The sequence below is a fragment of the Streptomyces silaceus genome (assembly GCF_001419745.1).
Taxonomy (GTDB): domain Bacteria; phylum Actinomycetota; class Actinomycetes; order Streptomycetales; family Streptomycetaceae; genus Streptomyces; species Streptomyces silaceus.
In genome coordinates, this window is record NZ_LIRJ01000276.1 from 1 (window position 1) to 18,701 (window position 18,701).

Annotated in this window: 17 protein-coding genes and 1 pseudogene; 9 read left to right on the forward strand and 9 right to left on the reverse strand. The window is 70.3% G+C overall.

Annotated features, from left to right (window positions below):
• Positions 1-501, forward strand: a 501-nt coding sequence (locus AOK22_RS24420) for an SDR family NAD(P)-dependent oxidoreductase (RefSeq protein WP_157872279.1), incomplete at its 5' end; no start/stop codon positions are given.
• Between the two features lie 90 nt (positions 502-591).
• On the forward strand, positions 592-1,518 hold the full coding sequence (locus AOK22_RS24425; protein WP_055700859.1) for an oxidoreductase: 927 nt from the start codon (positions 592-594) through the stop codon (positions 1,516-1,518).
• Between the two features lie 97 nt (positions 1,519-1,615).
• Here the strand turns inward: AOK22_RS24425 and AOK22_RS24430 are convergent, their stop codons facing one another.
• A complete protein-coding gene (locus AOK22_RS24430) occupies positions 1,616-2,158 on the reverse strand; it encodes a group III truncated hemoglobin (protein ID WP_237773511.1) in 543 nt (180 codons plus the stop codon).
• 51 nt (positions 2,159-2,209) lie between these two features.
• The gene (locus AOK22_RS24435; RefSeq protein ID WP_237773510.1) at positions 2,210-2,803 is read right to left on the reverse strand and encodes a hypothetical protein; all 594 of its coding nucleotides are present in this window, start codon (positions 2,801-2,803) and stop codon (positions 2,210-2,212) included.
• Between the two features lie 239 nt (positions 2,804-3,042).
• Here AOK22_RS24435 and AOK22_RS24440 point away from each other — a divergent pair, with 239 nt between their 5' ends.
• Genes AOK22_RS24440 through AOK22_RS24450 form a run of 3 tightly spaced genes read left to right on the forward strand, consistent with a single transcriptional unit; the run spans position 3,043 to position 6,079 of the window.
• Entirely contained in the window at positions 3,043-4,296 is a 1,254-nt protein-coding gene (locus AOK22_RS24440; protein ID WP_208606437.1) for an ABC transporter substrate-binding protein, read from the forward strand.
• Positions 4,293-5,237 (forward strand): carbohydrate ABC transporter permease, encoded by a 945-nt coding sequence (locus tag AOK22_RS24445; RefSeq protein WP_055700861.1) that lies wholly within the window; start codon positions 4,293-4,295, stop codon positions 5,235-5,237. The genes AOK22_RS24440 and AOK22_RS24445 overlap by 4 nt, the downstream gene beginning before the upstream one ends.
• A 5-nt stretch (positions 5,238-5,242) precedes the next feature.
• The gene (locus AOK22_RS24450) at positions 5,243-6,079 is read left to right on the forward strand and encodes a carbohydrate ABC transporter permease (RefSeq protein WP_055700862.1); all 837 of its coding nucleotides are present in this window, start codon (positions 5,243-5,245) and stop codon (positions 6,077-6,079) included.
• Positions 6,080-6,092: 13 nt separating this feature from the next.
• Here the strand turns inward: AOK22_RS24450 and AOK22_RS24455 are convergent, their stop codons facing one another.
• A complete protein-coding gene (locus AOK22_RS24455; RefSeq protein WP_079036785.1) occupies positions 6,093-8,264 on the reverse strand; it encodes a discoidin domain-containing protein in 2,172 nt (723 codons plus the stop codon).
• A gap of 135 nt (positions 8,265-8,399) precedes the next feature.
• On the reverse strand, positions 8,400-9,071 hold the full coding sequence (locus tag AOK22_RS24460; protein ID WP_055700863.1) for a nucleotidyltransferase domain-containing protein: 672 nt from the start codon (positions 9,069-9,071) through the stop codon (positions 8,400-8,402).
• A gap of 1,027 nt (positions 9,072-10,098) precedes the next feature.
• Here AOK22_RS24460 and AOK22_RS40000 point away from each other — a divergent pair.
• Entirely contained in the window at positions 10,099-11,046 is a 948-nt protein-coding gene (locus tag AOK22_RS40000; RefSeq protein WP_079036786.1) for a LysR family transcriptional regulator, read from the forward strand.
• Positions 11,047-11,054: 8 nt separating this feature from the next.
• Here the strand turns inward: AOK22_RS40000 and AOK22_RS40005 are convergent, their stop codons facing one another.
• A complete protein-coding gene (locus tag AOK22_RS40005; protein WP_244164969.1) occupies positions 11,055-11,552 on the reverse strand; it encodes a hypothetical protein in 498 nt (165 codons plus the stop codon).
• An 80-nt stretch (positions 11,553-11,632) separates the two neighbouring features.
• Positions 11,633-12,163, reverse strand: a complete 531-nt coding sequence (locus AOK22_RS24470; RefSeq protein WP_237773508.1) for a hypothetical protein — start codon at positions 12,161-12,163, stop codon at positions 11,633-11,635.
• 650 nt (positions 12,164-12,813) lie between these two features.
• On the opposite strand from AOK22_RS24470, the gene AOK22_RS24475 reads away from it, so the two are divergent.
• Positions 12,814-13,347 (forward strand): NUDIX hydrolase, encoded by a 534-nt coding sequence (locus AOK22_RS24475; RefSeq protein ID WP_055700865.1) that lies wholly within the window; start codon positions 12,814-12,816, stop codon positions 13,345-13,347.
• Here AOK22_RS24475 and AOK22_RS24480 read toward each other — a convergent pair.
• Positions 13,325-14,665: pseudogene (locus AOK22_RS24480) on the reverse strand (NsdA family TPR-like regulatory protein). The gene AOK22_RS24475 and the pseudogene AOK22_RS24480 overlap by 23 nt on opposite strands.
• A gap of 172 nt (positions 14,666-14,837) precedes the next feature.
• Between AOK22_RS24480 and AOK22_RS42950 the strand changes: the two are divergent.
• Entirely contained in the window at positions 14,838-15,089 is a 252-nt protein-coding gene (locus tag AOK22_RS42950; protein ID WP_055700866.1) for a hypothetical protein, read from the forward strand.
• The gene (locus AOK22_RS24490; protein ID WP_425264057.1) at positions 15,086-15,322 is read left to right on the forward strand and encodes a DUF7848 domain-containing protein; all 237 of its coding nucleotides are present in this window, start codon (positions 15,086-15,088) and stop codon (positions 15,320-15,322) included. The genes AOK22_RS42950 and AOK22_RS24490 overlap by 4 nt, the downstream gene beginning before the upstream one ends.
• A gap of 70 nt (positions 15,323-15,392) precedes the next feature.
• Here AOK22_RS24490 and AOK22_RS24495 read toward each other — a convergent pair whose 3' ends face one another.
• Positions 15,393-17,372, reverse strand: coding sequence for an amylo-alpha-1,6-glucosidase (locus AOK22_RS24495; RefSeq protein WP_055700871.1), 1,980 nt, complete (start codon positions 17,370-17,372; stop codon positions 15,393-15,395).
• Positions 17,369-18,701: MGH1-like glycoside hydrolase domain-containing protein (locus AOK22_RS42955; RefSeq protein ID WP_244164971.1), on the reverse strand; the 1,333-nt coding region annotated here is incomplete at its 5' end. The genes AOK22_RS24495 and AOK22_RS42955, both read right to left, overlap by 4 nt.

Genomic DNA, 18,701 nt, shown 5'->3' on the forward strand with positions numbered 1-18,701 from the left:
GTCAACAACGCGGGCATCCTGCGCGCCGGACAGCCGGTCGCCGACCTGCCCGAGGAGGACTGGCGCACGATGCTCGACATCAACGTCACCGGTGTCCTGCTGGCCCTCCAGGCCGAGGTCGGGCAGATGCGCGCGCAGTCCACGGGCGGCGCGATCGTCAACATAGGCTCCACGCTCGGCGCGCACACCAGCGTGGCCGGCACCGCGGCCTACGGCGCGACCAAGGCCGCCGTCTCCGCGCTGGGCCGCGCGGCCGCCGTCGAGCACATCCGGGACGGCGTCCGCATCAACACCGTCAGCCCGGGGTCCTCCGACACCACCATGTCGTTCCGCCCCGGCGAGACCGAGGCCGACCGCGCGGCCCGCGTGAAGGAGACCAACCCGCTGGGCCGGGTGTCGACCACCGGCGAGGTCGCCGCGGCCGTGCTGTACCTCGCGTCCGACGAGTCGGGCTCCGTGGTCGGCGCGGACCTGGTCATCGACGGAGGCGCCGCCGCCTGAGCCGGACCCCTGCCGTAGGCTCCCTCTCCGACTTACCGTCGAGTAAGAAGACGGTGCCGAGCACGACGTCGATGCAGAGGGAGCCCTGCCATGGCGGCCTGGACCGCGAGCGACATCCCCGACCAGAGCGGCCGCACGGCCGTCGTCACCGGGGCGAACAGCGGCATCGGTTACATCACCGCGCGCGAACTCGCCCGCCGCGGCGCCCGCGTGATCCTCGCCTGCCGCAGCGAGGAGCGCGGGCGCGGCGCGGTGGACCGGGTGCTCGGCGAAGTGCCGGGCGCCTCGGTCGAGTTCCGGCCGCTGGACCTCGGTGACCTCTCGTCCGTACGGGCCTTCGCCGGCGCGTACGACGACGAGCGCCTCGATCTGCTGATCAACAACGCGGGCGTCATGGCCCTCCCGCACGGCCGCACCGCGGACGGCTTCGAGACCCAGTTCGGCGTCAACCACCTCGGGCACTTCGCGCTCACCGGACTGCTGCTCCCCAGCCTCCTGGCCACGCCCGGGGCACGGGTCGTCAGCGTCTCCAGCGGCTTCCACGCGCTCGCCGACATCGACATCGGCGATCTCAACAGCGAGCGCGGATACCGCCGCTGGATCGCCTACGGCCGCTCCAAGTCGGCCAACCTCCTGTTCATCCACGAGCTGGCGCGCCGCCTCGCCGCCACCGGCTCCGACGTCGTCGCGGCCGCCGCCCACCCCGGCTACGCCTCGACCAATCTGCAGAGCGCGGGGCCCCGGATGGAGGGCCGCAAGGGCCGTGAGCGCGTGATGGAGCTCGGCAACCGCGTCATCGCGCAGTCCGCGCGGGCGGGCGCGCTGCCCACGCTGTACGCGGCGACGGCGCCCGGCGTGCGGCCCGACTCCTTCACCGGCCCCGGCCCGCTCGGCTACCGCGGGGCGCCGGCCCCGTCGTGGCGCATGAAGTGGACGCGGAACGACGTGGCGGGCGAACGGCTCTGGGCGGCCTCGGAGGAGCTGACGGGGGTGCGGTACGACGCCCTCAAAGGCTGAGCCGGTACAACGCCCTCAAGGGCTGAGCCGGTACAACGCTCTCAAGAGCTGAGCCGCGCAGGGCGCGCCGCGGCCCGAGCCCCGCCTCGCGGGGGCGTCACGCCGCGGCGCGCAGCTCCACCGCCGTCAGCGGGACGAAGCCGGGGCCCTCCCCGGCGGTCGACGCGTCCCGGCCCGCGAGGCGCCGCAGCATCGCCAGCGAGATCCGCTCGCCCTGCGCCTTGGCGCGGTCGGCGTGCGGACCGCTGTGCAGTCCGTCGACCGTGGCGTGCCACAGCTGGACCCAGCGGCCGAAGTGCTCGGCGGTGAGCGGGCGCGCGGCGTGCAGGGCGGCGTGCGGGGCGAAGGCGTTGCGGCGGTACTCGGCGGTGCGGAAGAGCGCGCGCTCCCAGAAGTCGGTGATGCGCGGCATGTGCACGTCGAGGTCGGTCCCGGCGATCTCCGTGAAGAAGGGGCCGATCAGGGGGTCGTCGAAGGCGGCCGTGTAGAAGCGGCGCAGCAGGACGTCGAGGTCGGCACGGGACGCGATGTCCGCGCGGCCGGCCGGGCCGGATGCGGCGGGCGGAAGGTCCGCGCCTCCGCGCGCGGCGGGAGCGAGGGGTGAGATGTCCGTGGAATGCGGGATGTGCCGTGCGTCCATCCCTCCACGGTCCGCCCGTACCCGGCCCGCTCCCAGGGCCGAAGGTCCCCGTCACCGCAGGTCGGAGGCCTCGAAGACGCCTCGTACCGCCGCCGTGTCCGCGCGGGCCACCAGGCGCTGGAGTTCCGTGCAGCCCGTCCTGAGCAGGCCCGCGTCGCGGGCCGCGCGGGCGCCCGTGTCCAGGCGGTGCAGGAGGAGCGGATTGGCCACCAGGATCTGCGGGTCGAGCTCGACGCGGTTGCCGAGGGAGTCGCACAGGACCAGGCGCGCGGCGACGCCCTCGCTGTGCCGTACGGCGGTCAGCAGCCCGGTGCACACGTGCCGGCGCCTGCCGAGCCCCCGCACGGCGAGCCAGCCGGGGCCCGCGGTCACGCGCACGGGGTGCAGCACGAGGTACAGGAGCCCGGAGAGCGCGGCCCACAGCGGCGCGCGGACCAGGTCGAGCGTGCCGTTGGCCCAGTCGACGAGGAGGACGAGCCCGAAGAGCACCAGCGCGCAGAAGACGGCGGCGCGCACGTCGTCCGCCCAGCCGCGGTCCGCGGCGACCTCACCGGTCGCGCCCGCCGTCGTCGCCCCGCCGAAGAGGCCGTCGTCCCGTGCCCTGCTCCGGCGCACCGCGCCCCGTGTCGTCCTGTGGTGTCCCATGTGCGGCACCGTAGGACGGCCACGCCGTGGCGTCAGCGCCGTTGACGGAGTGCATACACACGCGGGGCAGGGTTTGACGAGCCGCTGACGCGACACGCCGGGCTCCCGCAGCGGGACACTCGGCCGCAACACACCTGTCGTAATTCCTCTGCATGGTTGATCGTTGGGCCGGGCACACAAGGCCACGCCATGGACTTGAGACAGCGCACAGTCGGACATCGCACAGGGGGACGACCAGCATGACCATCAGCCGCAGGACACTGCTCGGCACGGGCGCGGCACTCGGGCTGCTCACGGCGTGCGGTTCCAACACCGGGCGCGACGGCGGCGGTTCGGGCTCGGGGCCGAAGCTCTCGCAGTGGTACCACCAGTACGGCGAGGCGGGCACGGAGCAGGCCGTGAAGCGGTACGCCGCCGCGTACAAGAAGGCGGACGTCAGCGTGCAGTGGCGGCCCGGCAACTACGACGAGCAGACCGCCGCGGCCCTGCTCACCGACTCCGGCCCCGACGTCTTCGAGGTCAACGGCCCCTCCCTGGACCAGATCCGGCGCGGCCAGGTCGTCGACCTCACCGACCTCTTCGAGGGCGTGAAGGACGACTTCAACCCGGCGGTGCTCGCCCCGAAGACGTACGACGGGAAGATCTGGTCGATCCCGCAGGTCGTCGACATGCACCTGCTCTACTACCGCAAGAGCCTCCTCGACGACGCGGGCGTCGAGCCGCCCACGTCGCTGGACGAGCTGGTCGACGCGGCGAAGGCGCTGACCACGAAGAAGGTCAAGGGCCTCTTCCTCGGCAACGACGGCGGCGCGGGCGCCCTCGGCATCACACCGCTGTACGCGGCAGGCCTGAGCTCCGTCACCGACGACGGCGAGGTCGGCTTCGACGATCCGGCCGCCGCCCGCACCCTCGGCAAGCTGCACCAGCTGTACGCGGACAAGTCGCTGCTGCTCGGCGCGCCCGCCGACTGGTCGGACCCGTCGGCGTTCACGCAGGAGCTGACCGCCATGCAGTGGTGCGGCCTGTGGGCGCTGCCCGCCGTGAAGAAGGAGCTCGGCGACGACTTCGGCGTGCTCGCGCTGCCCGCCGACGGCTCGGGCGGCAAGCCGGCGCTGCCCGTCGGCGCGTACGGCGCGGCGGTGAGCGCCCGCAGCGACCGCGAGCAGGAGGGCAAGGACTTCCTGAAGTGGCTGTGGATCGACAGGACGGAGTACCAGCAGGACTTCGCGCTGTCCTACGGCTTCCACATCCCGGCCCGGCTCTCCCTCGCGAAGAAGGCCGACCAGCTCAAGGAGGGCGCGGCGGCCGACGCCGTGCGCTACTCCACGGAGTACGGCTACTCCGAACCGCTGCTGTGGACCAAGGCGAGCCGCACCGCCTACCAGGACGCGCTGAGCCGCGTCATCAAGTCCGGCGCGAACCCGGAGAGCCAGCTCAAGTCCGTCGTGCGCACGGTGCGGGCGGAACTGGACCGGGTGAAGAAGAAGTCGTGAAGCGTGCGTTGACGAAGGAAGGCACGGGCCGCGCCCGGCTGCTCGGCACCCAGAACCGCACGCTGTGGTTCTGGGTCTTCGTCGGCCCCTTCCTGTTCGGCCTGGTCCTGTTCACCTACGTACCGCTCGGCTGGAGCGTCTACCTCAGCTTCTTCGACGCCCACAACACGGTCTCGCCGACCGACTTCATCGGCTTCGACAACTACACGTCGATGCTGCGGAACGACGCGTTCACCGACAGCCTCGTCACCTTCGCGGTCTTCTCGGCGTTCATCGTGCCCACCACGTTCGTCCTGTCGCTCGCGCTCGCGCTGATGGTGAACCGCGTGCGCCGGGCGCAGGCGTTCTTCCGGTCGGTGTTCTTCCTTCCGGCGGCGTGCAGTTACGTCGTGGCCGCCCTGGTCTGGAAGCTCTCGATCTTCAACGGGGTACGGTTCGGGCTCGCCAACACCGTGCTCGGCTGGTTCGGCGCCGACCAGATCGCCTGGCTCTCGACCACGGAACCGCCCTGGTACTGGCTGGTCATCGTCACCGTGCGGCTCTGGCTCCAGGCCGGCTTCTACATGATCCTGTTCCTCGCGGGGCTCCAGCGCATCTCCCCCACCCTCTACGAGGCGGCGGCCGTGGACGGGGCGCGGCCCGGCTGGCAGGTCCTGCGGCACATCACGCTCCCGCAGCTGCGCGCGACGTCGGTGGCCGTGACCCTGCTCCTGGTGATCAACGCCTTCCAGGCCTTCGACGAGTTCTACAACCTGCTCTCGGACTCCCAGGGCTATCCGCCCTACGCCCGTCCGCCGCTCGTCTACCTCTACTACACGGCACTCGGACAGGAGCAGAACCTCGGCTTCGGCAGCGCGGGCGCGGTGATCCTCGCGCTGATCATCGCGGTGGTGACGATCGGCCAGGCGAGCTGGTTCGGCCTCGGCAAGAAGGAGGACTGAGCACGATGGACGACGCCCTGGTCCGGGTGGGCCGCGCGCTGCGGTCCGTCCTGCTGATCGCGCTGGCCCTGCTGTTCCTGATCCCCTTCTACCTGTTGGTGCGCAACGGCCTGGCGTCCGAGGACGACATCACCTCGCCCGACTGGACGTTCTTCCCCTCGACGCTGCACTGGTCGAACATCTCGGAGCTCTTCGACGACCCGACCGTGCCGATGGCGCGCGCCCTGCTCAACTCGTCGCTGATCGCGGTGGCGACGACGCTCGGCACGCTCGTCCTGGCCTCGCTCGCCGGGTACGGCCTGGCCCGCATCCCCTACCGCCACGCGAACAAGGTCTTCTACGCGATCCTCGCCACGATGATGGTCCCGGCGGCCGTCACCTTCGTGCCGAGCTTCGTGCTGGTGTCCTCGCTCGGCTGGGTCTCCACGCTGCGCGGCCTGATCGTGCCGACGCTGTTCTCGGCCTTCGCGTGCTTCATCTTCCGGCAGTACTTCCTGGGCTTCCCGCGGGAGCTGGAGGACGCGGCACACGTGGACGGGCTCGGCTACTGGCGCACGTACTGGCGCGTGGTCGTGCCCAACTCCCGGCCCGTCTTCGCGGCCGTCGGCACGATCGTGTTCATCGGCGCGTGGAACTCCTTCCTGTGGCCGCTGGTGATCGGCCAGGACCGGGACGCGTGGACGGTCCAGGTCGCGCTGGCCACGTACACGACGTCCCAGGTCATCCGGCTGCACACGCTGTTCGTCGCGGCGGCGGTCTCGATCGTGCCGCTCCTCGTGGTCTTCCTGTTCTTCCAGCGGTGGATCGTGGCGGGGGTGGAGCGGTCGGGGATCGACGACTGAGGCAGGCGGCGCGTCAGGCCCGCACCTCGCCGAGGTCGACGGCGAGCCACTCGCCGTCGGTGCAGCGGGAGGCCCAGCGGGTGGCCGGGTCGCCGTCGACGGCGTTCTCCGGACCGAGCGAGGCGGTCTCCGCGGACGACGCGGTGGCCTTCCTCCCGCGCGCCAGATCGGGGGCGTCGAAGACCTCGACCGCCCACAGCGTCCAGCGCGCCCGCCCGCTCTCCCGGCCGCGCACCCGCACGTACCGGGCCGTACCTGCGTCGAACTCCAGCTCGTCCCGGCCGGGCCGGTCCCTGCCCCGGCGCTCGGCGACCTTGCGCCAGCTCCCGCCCTCCCGGGAGACCTCGATGTCGTACGCCCGCCCGTGCTCGGGCCCCCACTCCAGCCGCACCCGCGCCACGGCGCGCTCCGCGCCGAGGTCGACGCGCAGCCAGGGGCCGCCGCGCTCGGCGGCGCTGGTCCAGCGGGTGGCGGGGTTGCCGTCGGTGGCGTACGCGGGGCAGGCCCCGGAGGACGCGGTGGCGGGCGCCCCGAAGGCGAACTGGCCGGGCTCGGCGAGCGTCGGGGCCACGGTGGTGAGGCCGGGGCCGAGCGCGCCGCGCCGCAGCAGCCCGGTGAACTCGCCGTAGGCGATGCCCTGCGCGGCGCCGCTCCACATCTTCTGCGCGAGCGTGCCGTACGTCTTCTCGACCAGGGCGTGCGCGTCCTGCTGGGTGTACGGGGTGCGCACGAGGTCGTTCCACACGGCGGACATCGCGCCGCGCAGCTGCGGGTCGCGGGGCGGCAGGCTCTCCTCGCCGGGGAAGACGTGCGGCTCCCAGCTGTCGTACAGATGGCGGCCGTCGAGTCCGTGGCCGTGGTAGTAGTCGGCGAACGGGACGATGTAGAGGGTGGCGTCGTTCGTGTTGACGATCTCGTAGCCGTCGGCCTTGGCGGCCCGGGGCCCGTACCAGCCGTTGTTCCAGCTGTGCACGGTGACGTCCCGGTCGTATCCGTCGGCGGACCCGGCCATCTCGGTCAGGCTGCCCCAGGCGCGCGGGTGCTTGCCGAGGCCGCGCAGATGGGCGGCCATGGCGTTGAAGTAGGCGCGGTACTGGGCCTCGGGTCCGGTGTACTCGTCGGCGCCGTAGTGCACTTCCGGGGAACGGAACCACGGCACGAACTCGTCGAAGACCCTCTTCATGAAGGCGGTGGTCCCGGGCTCGGCCAGGTCGAGGTGGTCGGAGTTGCCGCCGTCGAGGCCGAGCGAGGGGTCAAGGCGCACGAAGGAGCGGGCGTGCGCGGGGGCGTCGATCTCGGGCGTGAGCTGGACGGCGTGCAGGGCGGCGGCATCCTCGAAGGAGTCCCAGTCGCGGCGGGAGTACGACCCGTCGGGCGCCGCGAGGCCGTCCCACTCGGGTTTGTCGCTGCGCAGCCGGAAGGCGTCGTAGGCCTTGCTCCAGTCCCCGTCCGGCGCCTTGATCTCGTTGTCGTTGAGGTGCAGTTGCAGGTCGTTGAGCTTGAACCAGCCCATGATCCGCAGGTAGTCGCGGACGAAGCCGGGGGTGAAGAAGCGCCGCCCGACGTCCAGCATGAAGCCGCGCAGGCGGTAGTTGGGCCAGTCGCGGGCGGCGCCGACGGGAATCCTTGAGCGCGTCGCGTCGTGGAGCAGGATCTGCAGGAGCGTCCGAGTGCCGTAGTAGACGCCGCTGTAGGCGGGCGCGGTGACGGTGACGGCCCGCTCGGTGACGTCGAGGGCGTACCCCTCCTCCCGGTAGCGCTCGCCGCCCTCGGGGTGCCGGGCGGCCGGGTCGAGGCGCAGCAGGATCTCCCCGTCGGCGGGACCGCCGTGTCCCGTGCGGCGGGGAGCGGCGGTCTCGACGCCGGTGACGTCGGCCAGGTCGCGGGTCAACTGCCGGGCGAGCGGCATGAGTCGACCGGCGTCGCGCTCGGGGACGACGACGCGGGACGCCCCGGTCAGCCGGTACGCGCCGGTGCCGCCGTCCCACTCCTGGAGGGCGGGCACGACGGTGGGCCGGCGGTTGCCGCGTGGGGCTCCCGCGCCGGCGGCGGCCCGCGTCCGGGCCGCCGCCACGGGCAGCGGGAGGGCGACGGCGGCGGCCGCCACGGCGGTCGCGGTGATGAGGGCACGGCGGGAGAGGGGACGGGACGGATGCGGGGGCGTGTGACGGGAGGGAAGCGTCATGGCAGTGGACTACACCACTCAACTCACCATGGTCACAAGAGAATCAACGGAATCGACCAGCACGGGCGGCAGACCGCCCCCGAGAACCAACAGATCTCAGGACCGTCCCCTTGGGCTGCCGGCCGCGGACCAGGTTCAGGGCGACCGGAGTGTGCCCGCCGTGGATGGCAGGTCCCCGAGCCAGCGATGCCGTGGGTACACACGGGCGAGGAGACCGGCCAGTGTCGCGCGCTGAGCTGACGTCATGTGCGGGACGGTTGCGCCGAAGTCCACCTGGTCCTTGGGGCGCGCGTGCTTGGCCTTGAACAGCAGGACCAGTTCAGGCGCCAGGTAGGGGATGCCGTCCGGAGTGCGGTGGATGATCTCGCCGTACGGCAGCCGGATCGTCTCGTCGTGCCGACAGATCCAGGTCGTGCCGTCGTGGGGTTCGCGGAACACGTCGAGCAGATAGTTGCCGGTGGCCGGATCGCGCAGCCAGGTCTGGTGCGTCGCCGCCAGCACGTCGGGGGTGGCGTTCTCCCAGACCCGACCGCTGCCGACCGCGTCGAAGACGTATCCCGCGAAGCGGTCGCGGACCTCGGCGAAGCCCGCGGCGGGGACCGCGATCTCGATGTCCCCGTGCTCGCGGGTCCGCGCACCGCGAAACAGATCCAGCGCCCAGCCCGCGGCCACGCACCAGGGAGCGGTGACACCGGCCAAGCGCTGTGCGACCTCACTCGGGGTCCAGCAGGACGACCACCTGGCGTCGAGGGCATCGAGCTCGGCGGGCGACAGCTCGACGCCACCACTGGGAAGTTGCTCGCTCACCGGAGCGAATCTACCAACAGGACCGAAACGCTCACCGGGGTCCCTCCGGGCGGGTGGCCCCGGGATTCGCAACCACGGCGGCTCGCACCATGACGGTTCTCAAGACCGTTCCCTCAGGCCGCTCGGGCAACCCTTGTCCGTGCCGCCCACCTGCGATGCGTTGCCTATAGGCATCCAGCCACACGCGTTTCATGGAGGAGTTGGTCCACGCCGGGTCCACCCAGCGGAGCGAGGGCGGGATCGACCCTTGCAATCTGGCCTTACTTCTCGTCTACACAAGTCCCTGATCCACCCCTGCCGCTCCGAACAGAGGGAGACCCCGAGGTATGAAGCCAGCACCCGATGCCAGACCGAGCCAGTCGTACGAGTCTTCCCGCACCAGATCTCTCCAAGCTCCGCATCCCCATGAAAGACCCGATACGACGAGGAGTGCTGTCGCTGCTGCTCGTAGCCAGCGCGCGAGGGCCGGGCGCTGCTTCCCGGTCAGGTCCGAGGCCGCGTTGAGCATGACCAGGAGGCCGAAAGCCTGATAGGGCTCAATACTCCCGTCGCGAAGGGCATCACCCACCTCGCTGATCGTGATCAGCGCACCGGAGAACATGGCCAGCTTGACAGTTCCTGCGACTTTTCCCTGAAGCCTGCTCACTGCACCCAATGCCCTATTACTCCTACCCGCTGGTGTCTTGCACCAGCGCAAGCGCATCGTGACAACACACTCAAAAAGGCCCGGCCGCCGGTGAGGGATGTCCGAGGGCGGCGGGCCGGGCCTTCGGAAAAACTCTACTCAGACTCCGCGCCTGAAGCCCATCCGGAAAAGCCAAAACGGCGATAGGAATTCCCTTTCGCGACTCCCGTGGACCTAGCCACTCCACGACATTATCAACAGAGAGCAGTTTCCCACCTGTGCATCCGCATTGCGGCCTCCACTCAGACCTATGAGGAGTTCTCAGCAGAGCGATCGGTTTTCCCTCTCACCCGACTCACCCGGCACGCTACCCGCTTATCATGATCTTGGAGGTGGCTCGCTATGCGAACGGAACAGTTGGAGTACCTGGTGATGGTCACACGGCTGGGCTCTTTGCGCCGCGCCTCTGAGGAACTACACCTTTCTCAGCCAGCGCTGGGCGAGGCACTCCGCAAGTTGGAGCGCGAACTCGGCGTAGAGCTTCTGGAACGCCGACGTTCCGGGACGAAGATCAGTTCCGAAGGGCGCGAGCTGCTGCCGCACATCGCCGGGGTGCTGGACGCGGTCAATCGGCTCCTCCAGGCATCCGGCAAGCATCACCAAGCGAGCAGCAGGCTGCGCCTGGGCACGGTCAACGCGGCCACGGCCACGCTCCTCGCGCCAGCCATCCGTGAGTTCCGTGCCATCCATCCTTTGACACAGATAGAAGTGGTCGCGGACCGGCAGGCCGGCGTCCAACAGCACCTCTCCGAGGGCAGTTTCGACCTCGGGCTGATCAGCTACCTCGGGGACGACGACCCCCCACCCGGCCTTCACACCACAGAACTACTCCGCGGACGCCCGGTCGTCTGCGTCCGCCCAGACAGCCCGCTGGCGGCTCTCAACGCGGTGACCGTCACCGACCTACTCGCCCATCCGTTGATCGTGATGCGATCCGGCTATGCCATGCATCGCTACCTCCAGCGCCTCCTCGGAGGCAGAACCCCCTCCTCGTCGTACTCGACCGACGGCGCCGAAATGTGCAAGCTGATGGTGGCCGAGGGGCTCGGAGCCAGCGTGCTACCCGACTACAGCGTGCTCGAAGACCCCCTGGAACGCAGTGGCACGATCGTCCACCGCCCTCTGGCGGAGGACACCCCCGAACTCCGCGTAGTGATCCACCGACGCCATGCCCCGGCATCCCAGGCAGAACGAGACCTGTACTCCATACTTGTGCGACGGGCTGCGGAACGGAATACAAGCAGTCCTATCGATGAAGAACCACACCCGAGGGGCCCAGGTTCGGTGTAGAGACGAGCCTAGAGGCTTAGCTCGCTGCTCCGGCGACCTTTACGGCGCTCAATGTAGTTGATCACCAGGTTGGCCAGAGCAACCAGGAGTGCGGCTAGCAGCGCTGGCAGCCAAGGGTGTTCGACGTGGAGCCCAGGGGTGAAGGATTCTACGAACAATGCTCCCAGGAATGTCGTTGCTACGGAGATGGCCGCGTCCGCACCACGTTTCATTCTTCCGGACATAGCCATCAGACGCAGAGCTAGTCGCACAGGGATTACGAATAGACCTGCGAGCAGAAAATAGGGCAGACATAGAAGGACTGCCCAGACGAGAGAACTGGTGCTGTCAGCTTCGATCAAGCCGTTGGACAGAAGAACGACAGCCAGGACGCCTACCAGCATCGCCATGGCCAAGACGGCGAGGATGCCAAGCCCGAGGCCGGTTATACCGAGGGCAGCAGAGGCCTTCTCACGTGTTGACAGATCGGACCAGGTGGGTTCGCCATCGGGGCGCTGGGGCTCCACGGTGCACCTCCTTCATGCTGGCGAAGAGGGGGAGCGGGCGGCCCCCGGACTGACGGGTGCCGCCCGCGAAATCAGCAGTATCAGGCAGCGACCAACATAATGGCCATTGCGAGATCCTTGGCGATGTCTGCTGGAACGCCAGCCTTGACCAAGGCGATGGTCAGCGCGGTCTCGCTCCAGCTCTCAACGTCCTCGATCGCGTCGGCGACCTTGCCACCGTTGCGCTTGAGGAAGTCTCCGCTCTTCTTGTGGAGCTTGCCGACAATCTTGCCAGCCCACACACCGCCGTGACGCAGGCCGGCGACGATCAGCTTGCGAATGATCGTGCCCGACCCCAGGATCCGCTCGGCCGCCTTGCGGGAATCGGGATTCTCAAGCTGCTTCGCGTACTGCTCAAATTCGCGAATCTGGTTGGCATCCGTGCCGTCTGCCCGCATCCGGGCAATGAGGTCGCGGACATCGTCGGCGGTCGGCCACAGCGACTCCGCCGACTGCGAGGCCGCCGACAGGTTACGGTGAGCCTGGACTGCGCTTGCAGCTGGCGCAGCAACCCCGAAAGCTACAGCGGTCATTGCGGTAGCAGCGGCTATGCGGACGTGGTTCTGCTTCACGTACACTTCCCTTGTAAGCAGGAGGGAGAGGGCATACGGGTCGGCCGATTGGCGTGGAAACTGAACGGCCCTCGCCTCCTCTCCCCCTGTTCCTTTCCCAGGCTGGATCGCTTGCAGGCAACCAGGAAATCTTTTTCGCGCGCATCAGGCACGACCAGCTGGGCAGTTCGAACTCCGCGACGCGTACCGCGTAAAGCCTTAGGTGCTTTCCTGTCATTGATCGCCCCTTGCGTCGCTAGCGGAGTGTTTTCCTTGGTTGTATTTCGCTTGAGTGGAAGCCCTTCAAGTGTCGCCCCATATTGGGCCGTAGCTCCAGTTCGCCTTTCATTCCGCAATACCGCTGCAGCCAGAGGGGGGCTTCACCGGCACTTCGCAGCCTAGCCAGAGATTCGAATCGATTCCAGGAGGAATTTACGATATAGCGATAGGTATTCCCTCGCACTCCTCAATATCTGATGATGGGAAACCCCCGACGCGTCGTCCAGCTCGTGGGCGAGCAGTGGCGTCGCGTCGCTGGCTTGGGACTGGACGGTCGACGCAGAAGTGCAACCGATGGGGCATCTCGTCAAACTGACGCAAAAAGAGCCGAACGTGCGTCCCCTCCCCGATCAGTCTGCGATCCTGAAGACCGATCGAGAGGGGCCGCAGGTATGGAGTGGAAGACCCACGGTGAACGTGAGATCTACACCAACAAGTGGGTGAATCTGTGTCTGGTCGACGTCCAACAGCCTGATGGGCGCAGGTGGGAGTACCACGTCGTTCGCCTTCGGCACCTGGCCGTTGCCGCCGTGGTGAACGATCGGCAAGAGGTCCTGATGATGTGGCGGCATCGCTTCATCACGGACTCCTGGGCCTGGGAGTTGCCCATGGGCCTGGTCGAGGAGGGCGAGACCCCCGAGGAAGCGGCGGGTCGCGAAGTCCTGGAGGAGACCGGCTACCAGCCTGGCCCCATCAAGTCCCTGATCTACGCCGAGCCGGCCAACGGCATCACTGACTCGCAGCACCACGTCTTCCGCATCGACGGCGCCACCTACTCGGGACCGCCGACCGAGAAGAACGAGTCGGACCGCATCGAGTGGATCCCCCTCTCAGAGGTGCGCGGGATGATCGACCGCAAGGAGATCGTGAGCAGTGGATCGCTCGTCGGTCTGCTCTACCTGCTCATGGATGAATCGATCCGCTGACCGGCGGCAGAAGCGCCCGTAGCCGCGCCTCGAAGGCCAGGGCTACGGGCTCTTGCCTGTGCGGCGCCAACTGGTCTTAGAACTCCCGGAGATGGCCCGTCACCCGCTCCGACGCCACCGCGGATGCGGACTCCAGAGCCTGCGTGGCCGTGCGGCACGCCTGATCGAGCTTGCCCTGGTCCAGCTGCGTGCGTGCCAGCCAGAACGAGTGGAAGGCCCGGCCGCGCTGGTTGGCGTGGTTCTCCCGCCGCAACGCATCCGCGATCAGAGGTTCCGCCGTCGCCGCCTCGCCCAGTCGTCCGTGAGCGATGCCGGTGTCCACGATGAGCTTCGGCTCGTCGAAGTACGTCACCCATGACGGGTCGACATCGCCCGTCCGGATCGCCCCGAAGTGCCGGTGCGCCTCACCGATGGCCCGGTGCGTGGAGTCCCTGTTCCCGAGCGTGGCGTGCGCGAAGGCTTCTCGTATCGACAGCATCGACAGGACCCGTGGGGTGGTGCCCATCGCTGTTCGGGCCTGGTCCTGGGCGGCGGTCACGAACGCCAGGGAGTCCGCGGGCTTGTCCTGGTACGTCGCCTGCAAGCTCATGCAGGCCAGAACGTTGGCCATGGTCTGCCGGTCATTGATGTCCCTGGCCAGTTGCAGCGCCTCGGTGAAGTACGCGCGGGCCTGGTTGTACTGGCGGGCGTCGAAGTAGGTCCACCCGGCGAGCCGGGCCAACTCGGCCGCGACCGCGTACAGGCCGTTCTGGATGGAGGGCGGCCGGTTCTCCTTCAGGAGTCCGACCACGTACCGCAGCTGTCCGACGATGGCCGGCCTCAGCGCCTCGCCGCCATGCTGGTCGTCGCGCCGCCAGTAGTCCTGGATGGACGACTGGAATGCCTCAAGCGTGGCCGTGTTGAGAGTCGTCCTGGTGGTCAACGCCAAGATGCTGTCCACATCGGGACCTGGCAGAGCGGCGGGCCCGACCTTCGCCGCCTCCGGCTCTTGAGGCGCCTCGGGCTCGACGACTCCAAGGCGCCGCGGCGTCTCCCAGGGCCGCCGCGCGAGCCCCAGCATGTGTCCCGGGATCCGCAGGCCGTCCGAGATCCGCTCGACCACGTCCATGTGGAGCAACTGCCGCCGCCCGGCCATCACTTCGCCGACCCGGCTGGGCGTCAGGTCACATCTCCTGGCCAGCATCGAGGGGTAGATGCCCGCCCTGGCCTTCACCATCCGGAAGACCCGGGCGAAGTCCCGTACCCGGCACGCGTCGATCATCTCGGGATCGGTGAGCAGCCCCGCAGGGAGTTCCCGCGGACGGGACTGCTCGGTCATCGCGAAGCTCCCACGGACTACCCAACGTTTCTACCTGTCACCGATCGTGATGTTACCCAAGTTGGCTAATCACCTGGGCCTTTCAGCACGGTTGCCCAACTCGCGAAGCTCTGCGCATGGCGAACGAACAGATGCGACTGCTGGCCCGGGGTGGCCCTCCGGCTCGGAGCCAATGCGTTCCCCCCGCAAGGAGGAGGCGGAAGTGATCGACGACGTGGCTCTACCCAATGTCGGGGACCTCATGGTCGACAAGCGAACGGGCCAGGCGGGTGTGGTCATGGGGCATGAGGGTCCGTACATACAACTCCGGCCGCCGCGCGGGGGCCTGGAGTGGGACGTCCCGCCCGGCTCGCTCCGCCGTCCCACCCAGGCCGAGGAACTGAGCGCAAAGGTGTCCGTCGCCAATGGGCGGTGGGGACTGTGAGTACGCGCGCCGTGCTGCGGCATGAGACATGGACCCTCGAACCCGACCGCGAGCCCGACGCGGAGCCCGCGACGTACGCGATGCAGTGCGCTGTGGACGGCGAGACGTCACCGGCCGCCGTGGACTTCGCCGTGCCGCAGAAGTGGGTCCTCGAACACTGCGGCAAGCATCCGTCGCACCACAGCTACCGCGAGATCATCACGCGCCCTTGGCGGGCTTGGAGGCGAGCCTGATGCGCCGGACGATCGAACGGCCAGGGCAGAGTCGGCGGGGGCGGGTTACCGGACCCCACCGCCACCCTTCCTACGCCCCGCCCACCGCCGTCAGCAGCGCCAGCGGGGCCGCCGCCGAGCGGGACTCCAGGACGCACGAGTGCGGGTAGGGCACCGGCACCGGGTGCGCCGCCCTGTCGTAGCCCGCGAGGACCTCCGGGAGGCGGCCGTCCGCGGTGGCGGCCGCGGCGGCCAGGCCGCGGGCCACCGTGCGGGCCTCGTCGTGCAGGCCGTAGCGTGCCATGCCCAGCGCGATCAGCGCGTTGTCGTGCGGCCACACCGAGCCCCGGTGGTACGACAGGGGGTGGTAGGCGGGCTGACCGGACGCGACCGTCCGCACGCCCCAGCCCGAGAAGAAGTCCGGTTCCATCAGGCGCCGGCCCACCGTCTCGCCGTACTCCTTGTCGAGCAGCCCGGACCACAGCAGATGGCCCGCGTCCGAGGCGAGCGCGTCGACCTGGCGCCCCTCCCCGTCCAGGGCGAGCGCGGGGAAGCCCTGCTCCGCCATCCAGAAGTCCCGCTGGAAGCGGTCCCGCAGATCGGCGGCCGCCTGCGCCAGCAGATCGCCGTAGACCTTGTCGTCCCAGACGGTCCGCGCCAGCCAGGCGGTGCGCCGCAGGGCGTCGTACGCGTAGCCCTGCGCGCCCGCCGCCATCACCGGGCCGGTCGCCCCGGTGCCGTCGGCGGAGCAGATCGCGCCCGGCGAGTCCTTCCAGTTCTGGTTGGCGAGGCCGCCCTCGTCCGCGCGGTAGACGAGATAGCCGCGCGAGGTGAGCCCGCCGTGGTCCAGCATCCAGCCGACGGCGGCGCGGGCGGCGCCCGCCAGACGGCGGGCGGGGCCCGTGTCCCCCGTCTGTTCCGTGTACGCGCCGAGGAGCACCAGGAAGAGCGGGGTCGCGTCGACCGAGCCGTAGTAGCGCCCGAACGGCACCTGCCCGAAGTGCGCGAGCTCGCCGTGGCGCACCTCGTGGACGATCTTGCCGGGCTGGGCGACCGCGCCCTCGACGGCCTCGGTGGCCTGGGTCGCGGCGAGCGCGGGGAGCGTGTCGGCGGCCAGTCCCGGCAGATAGGGCAGCGCGAAGAGCGAGGTCAGCAGGGCGTCGCGGCCGAGCAGCGTGAGGAACCACGGCACGCCCGCGCCGGGCACGCTCAGCGCCTCGCCGTCGGGGCCGTGCGCGGGCACCCGCAGGACGGCGAGGTCCGCGAGGCCGCGCGTACAGGCGTCCGCGAGGTCGGGCCAGCCCGCGGGCAGCGTGACCCCGGCGGCGAAGTCCTGCTCGATGGCGTCGAGTTGCCGGACCGCCTCGGCCGGTCCTTCCGGCACGGGGACGTCGGGTGCGCCGTGCGGATGCGCGGCGGCACTCAGTGCCACCTGGGCGGCGCCGTGCGCGTCGAGCTCCAGCGTCCACACGAGACGGCGGGCGCCCGCACCGGTCTCCTCGACGCCGTCGGGCGGGGGCTCGGCCGTGACGGTCGTGCGCGAACACCACTCGCCGCGCCGGTAGGTGAACTCGACGCCGGTGACCCCCTCGCCGTCCCCGCCGTCGAGCGGCCGCCGGGACCGGACGGCGCCGCTCTTGGCGTACGTACGGTGGTCGGCGCGCAGCTCGAACTGGTCGGTGAAGTCGGCGTCCACGGTCAGCGCGAGCGTGACGCGGGTGGGCACGGGACGGTTGCTGACGACCCGTAAGGCCTCCAGGAACGCGCCCTCGGCGACCGCCTGTTCACGGAAGACCGTGTACGCGGGCGGCTCCTGGCGGGCGCCGCGCGGCACCAGGACGCAGCGGGCCGCGCCGGTGGCGGCGGGCGAGGTGTCCACGGGCGTGAGGACCTCGGGCACGACGCCGTCGACGGTGAGCTGCCAGCGGCTCAGGTGCCGCGCGTCCCGTACGAACAGGCCGTCCGGGCCCGCGCCCGTGCCCCGCACCGCGCCGACGCCGCTGATGTCACCGCCCACGCCCACGGCCGCGAACGTCCGTCCCCGCACCAGCAGTCGATGCCGATCACTCATGCCCACACCTCTCCCTCAGAGAGCCTGTCCCGCTCGCCGCGCCCACGCGTTCCGGCCCGGCCGTCGAGCAGCAGGTCCAGCGTGAGCGCGGCCGTCCAGCCGAAGCCGCGCGCCCCGCAGCCCCGGCCCGTGTACGGATCCACGTACTCGGCGAAGCCGCTCGCGCCCGCGACGTCGAGCAGCGTCTCCCGCAGCCCGTCCGCCCGCGCCGGCTCGCCGTGCAGCCGCAGACCCTTCTCCATCAGCCAGTTGGTGTTGAACCACGCCGGACCGCGCCAGTACCGGTGCGGGTCGAAGGCGGGTCCCGTCAGATCGTGGCTCGGCACGAGCAGTGCCGGGCCGCCGAGCCCGAAGTGCGGGCCGCACGCGGTGCGCACCAGGGCCGCCGCGATGTCGCGCGGCAGGGCGGGCAGCGCGAGCGGGACGAGCCCGGTGACGCCACGCTCGGGAATGAGGGCCCCGGGGCCCGGGGCGACGCGCGGATCATCGCGGCGGGCCCACGGATCACGACCGCCGGCGCGCGGATCACGGCTGTCGGCGCTCGGATCACGACCGTCGGCACGCGGATCACGACCGTCGGTGCTCGGATCACGACCGCCGGCGCGCGGATCACGGCTGTCGGCGCTCGGATCACGACCGTCGGCACGCGGATCGTGGCCGTCGGCGCGCGGATCGTGGCCGTCGGCGCGCAGGTCGCGGCAGAGGAAGATCCCCCGGTCCGGGTCCCAGAGCCGCTCCACGAGGGTCCGCGTCAGCGCCTCGGCCCGGTCCCGCCGCGCCCACGAGGCCCGCGCCATGGGGGCCGGGGCGTCCGCGGTGTCGGCCAGCTCGCCCTCGATCAGGGCCAGGGCGTGCTCCGACAGGATCAGCAGGGCGTTGAAGGCGGGGTCCTCGACGGCGAAGTCGCCGGGGCCCGTCGCGTCCGCGTAGCCGCGGTCGCGGTACTGCTGCGCGAGCCGCACGTACCGGCCGTAGTCGAGGTCGGTCGGCCGGTCCTCGGGGGCGCCGTGCTCCAGATCCGTACGCCGGAAGGCACCGGGCTCCGCGGGCCGCACCCGCCCCAACGGGGCGTCCCAGCAAGGGCTGTTGTCCATGCCCTGCTCCCAGGGGTGCACGACGGCGGCGAGCCCCGCGCCGCCCGCGTTCCTGGCCCGCAGCAGATAGCGGTGCCAGGCCGCGAGGCGCGGGCGGACGCGGGCGAGGAAGGAGCGGGCCCCGGAGAGTCCGGGGTCGGCGCGGTGCACCAGCCAGGCGGCGAGCGCGTGCACGGGCGGCTGCACGATGCCGGAGGTCTGTACGTCGCCGGGGGCGCCGGCCGCGCGGCCGGCG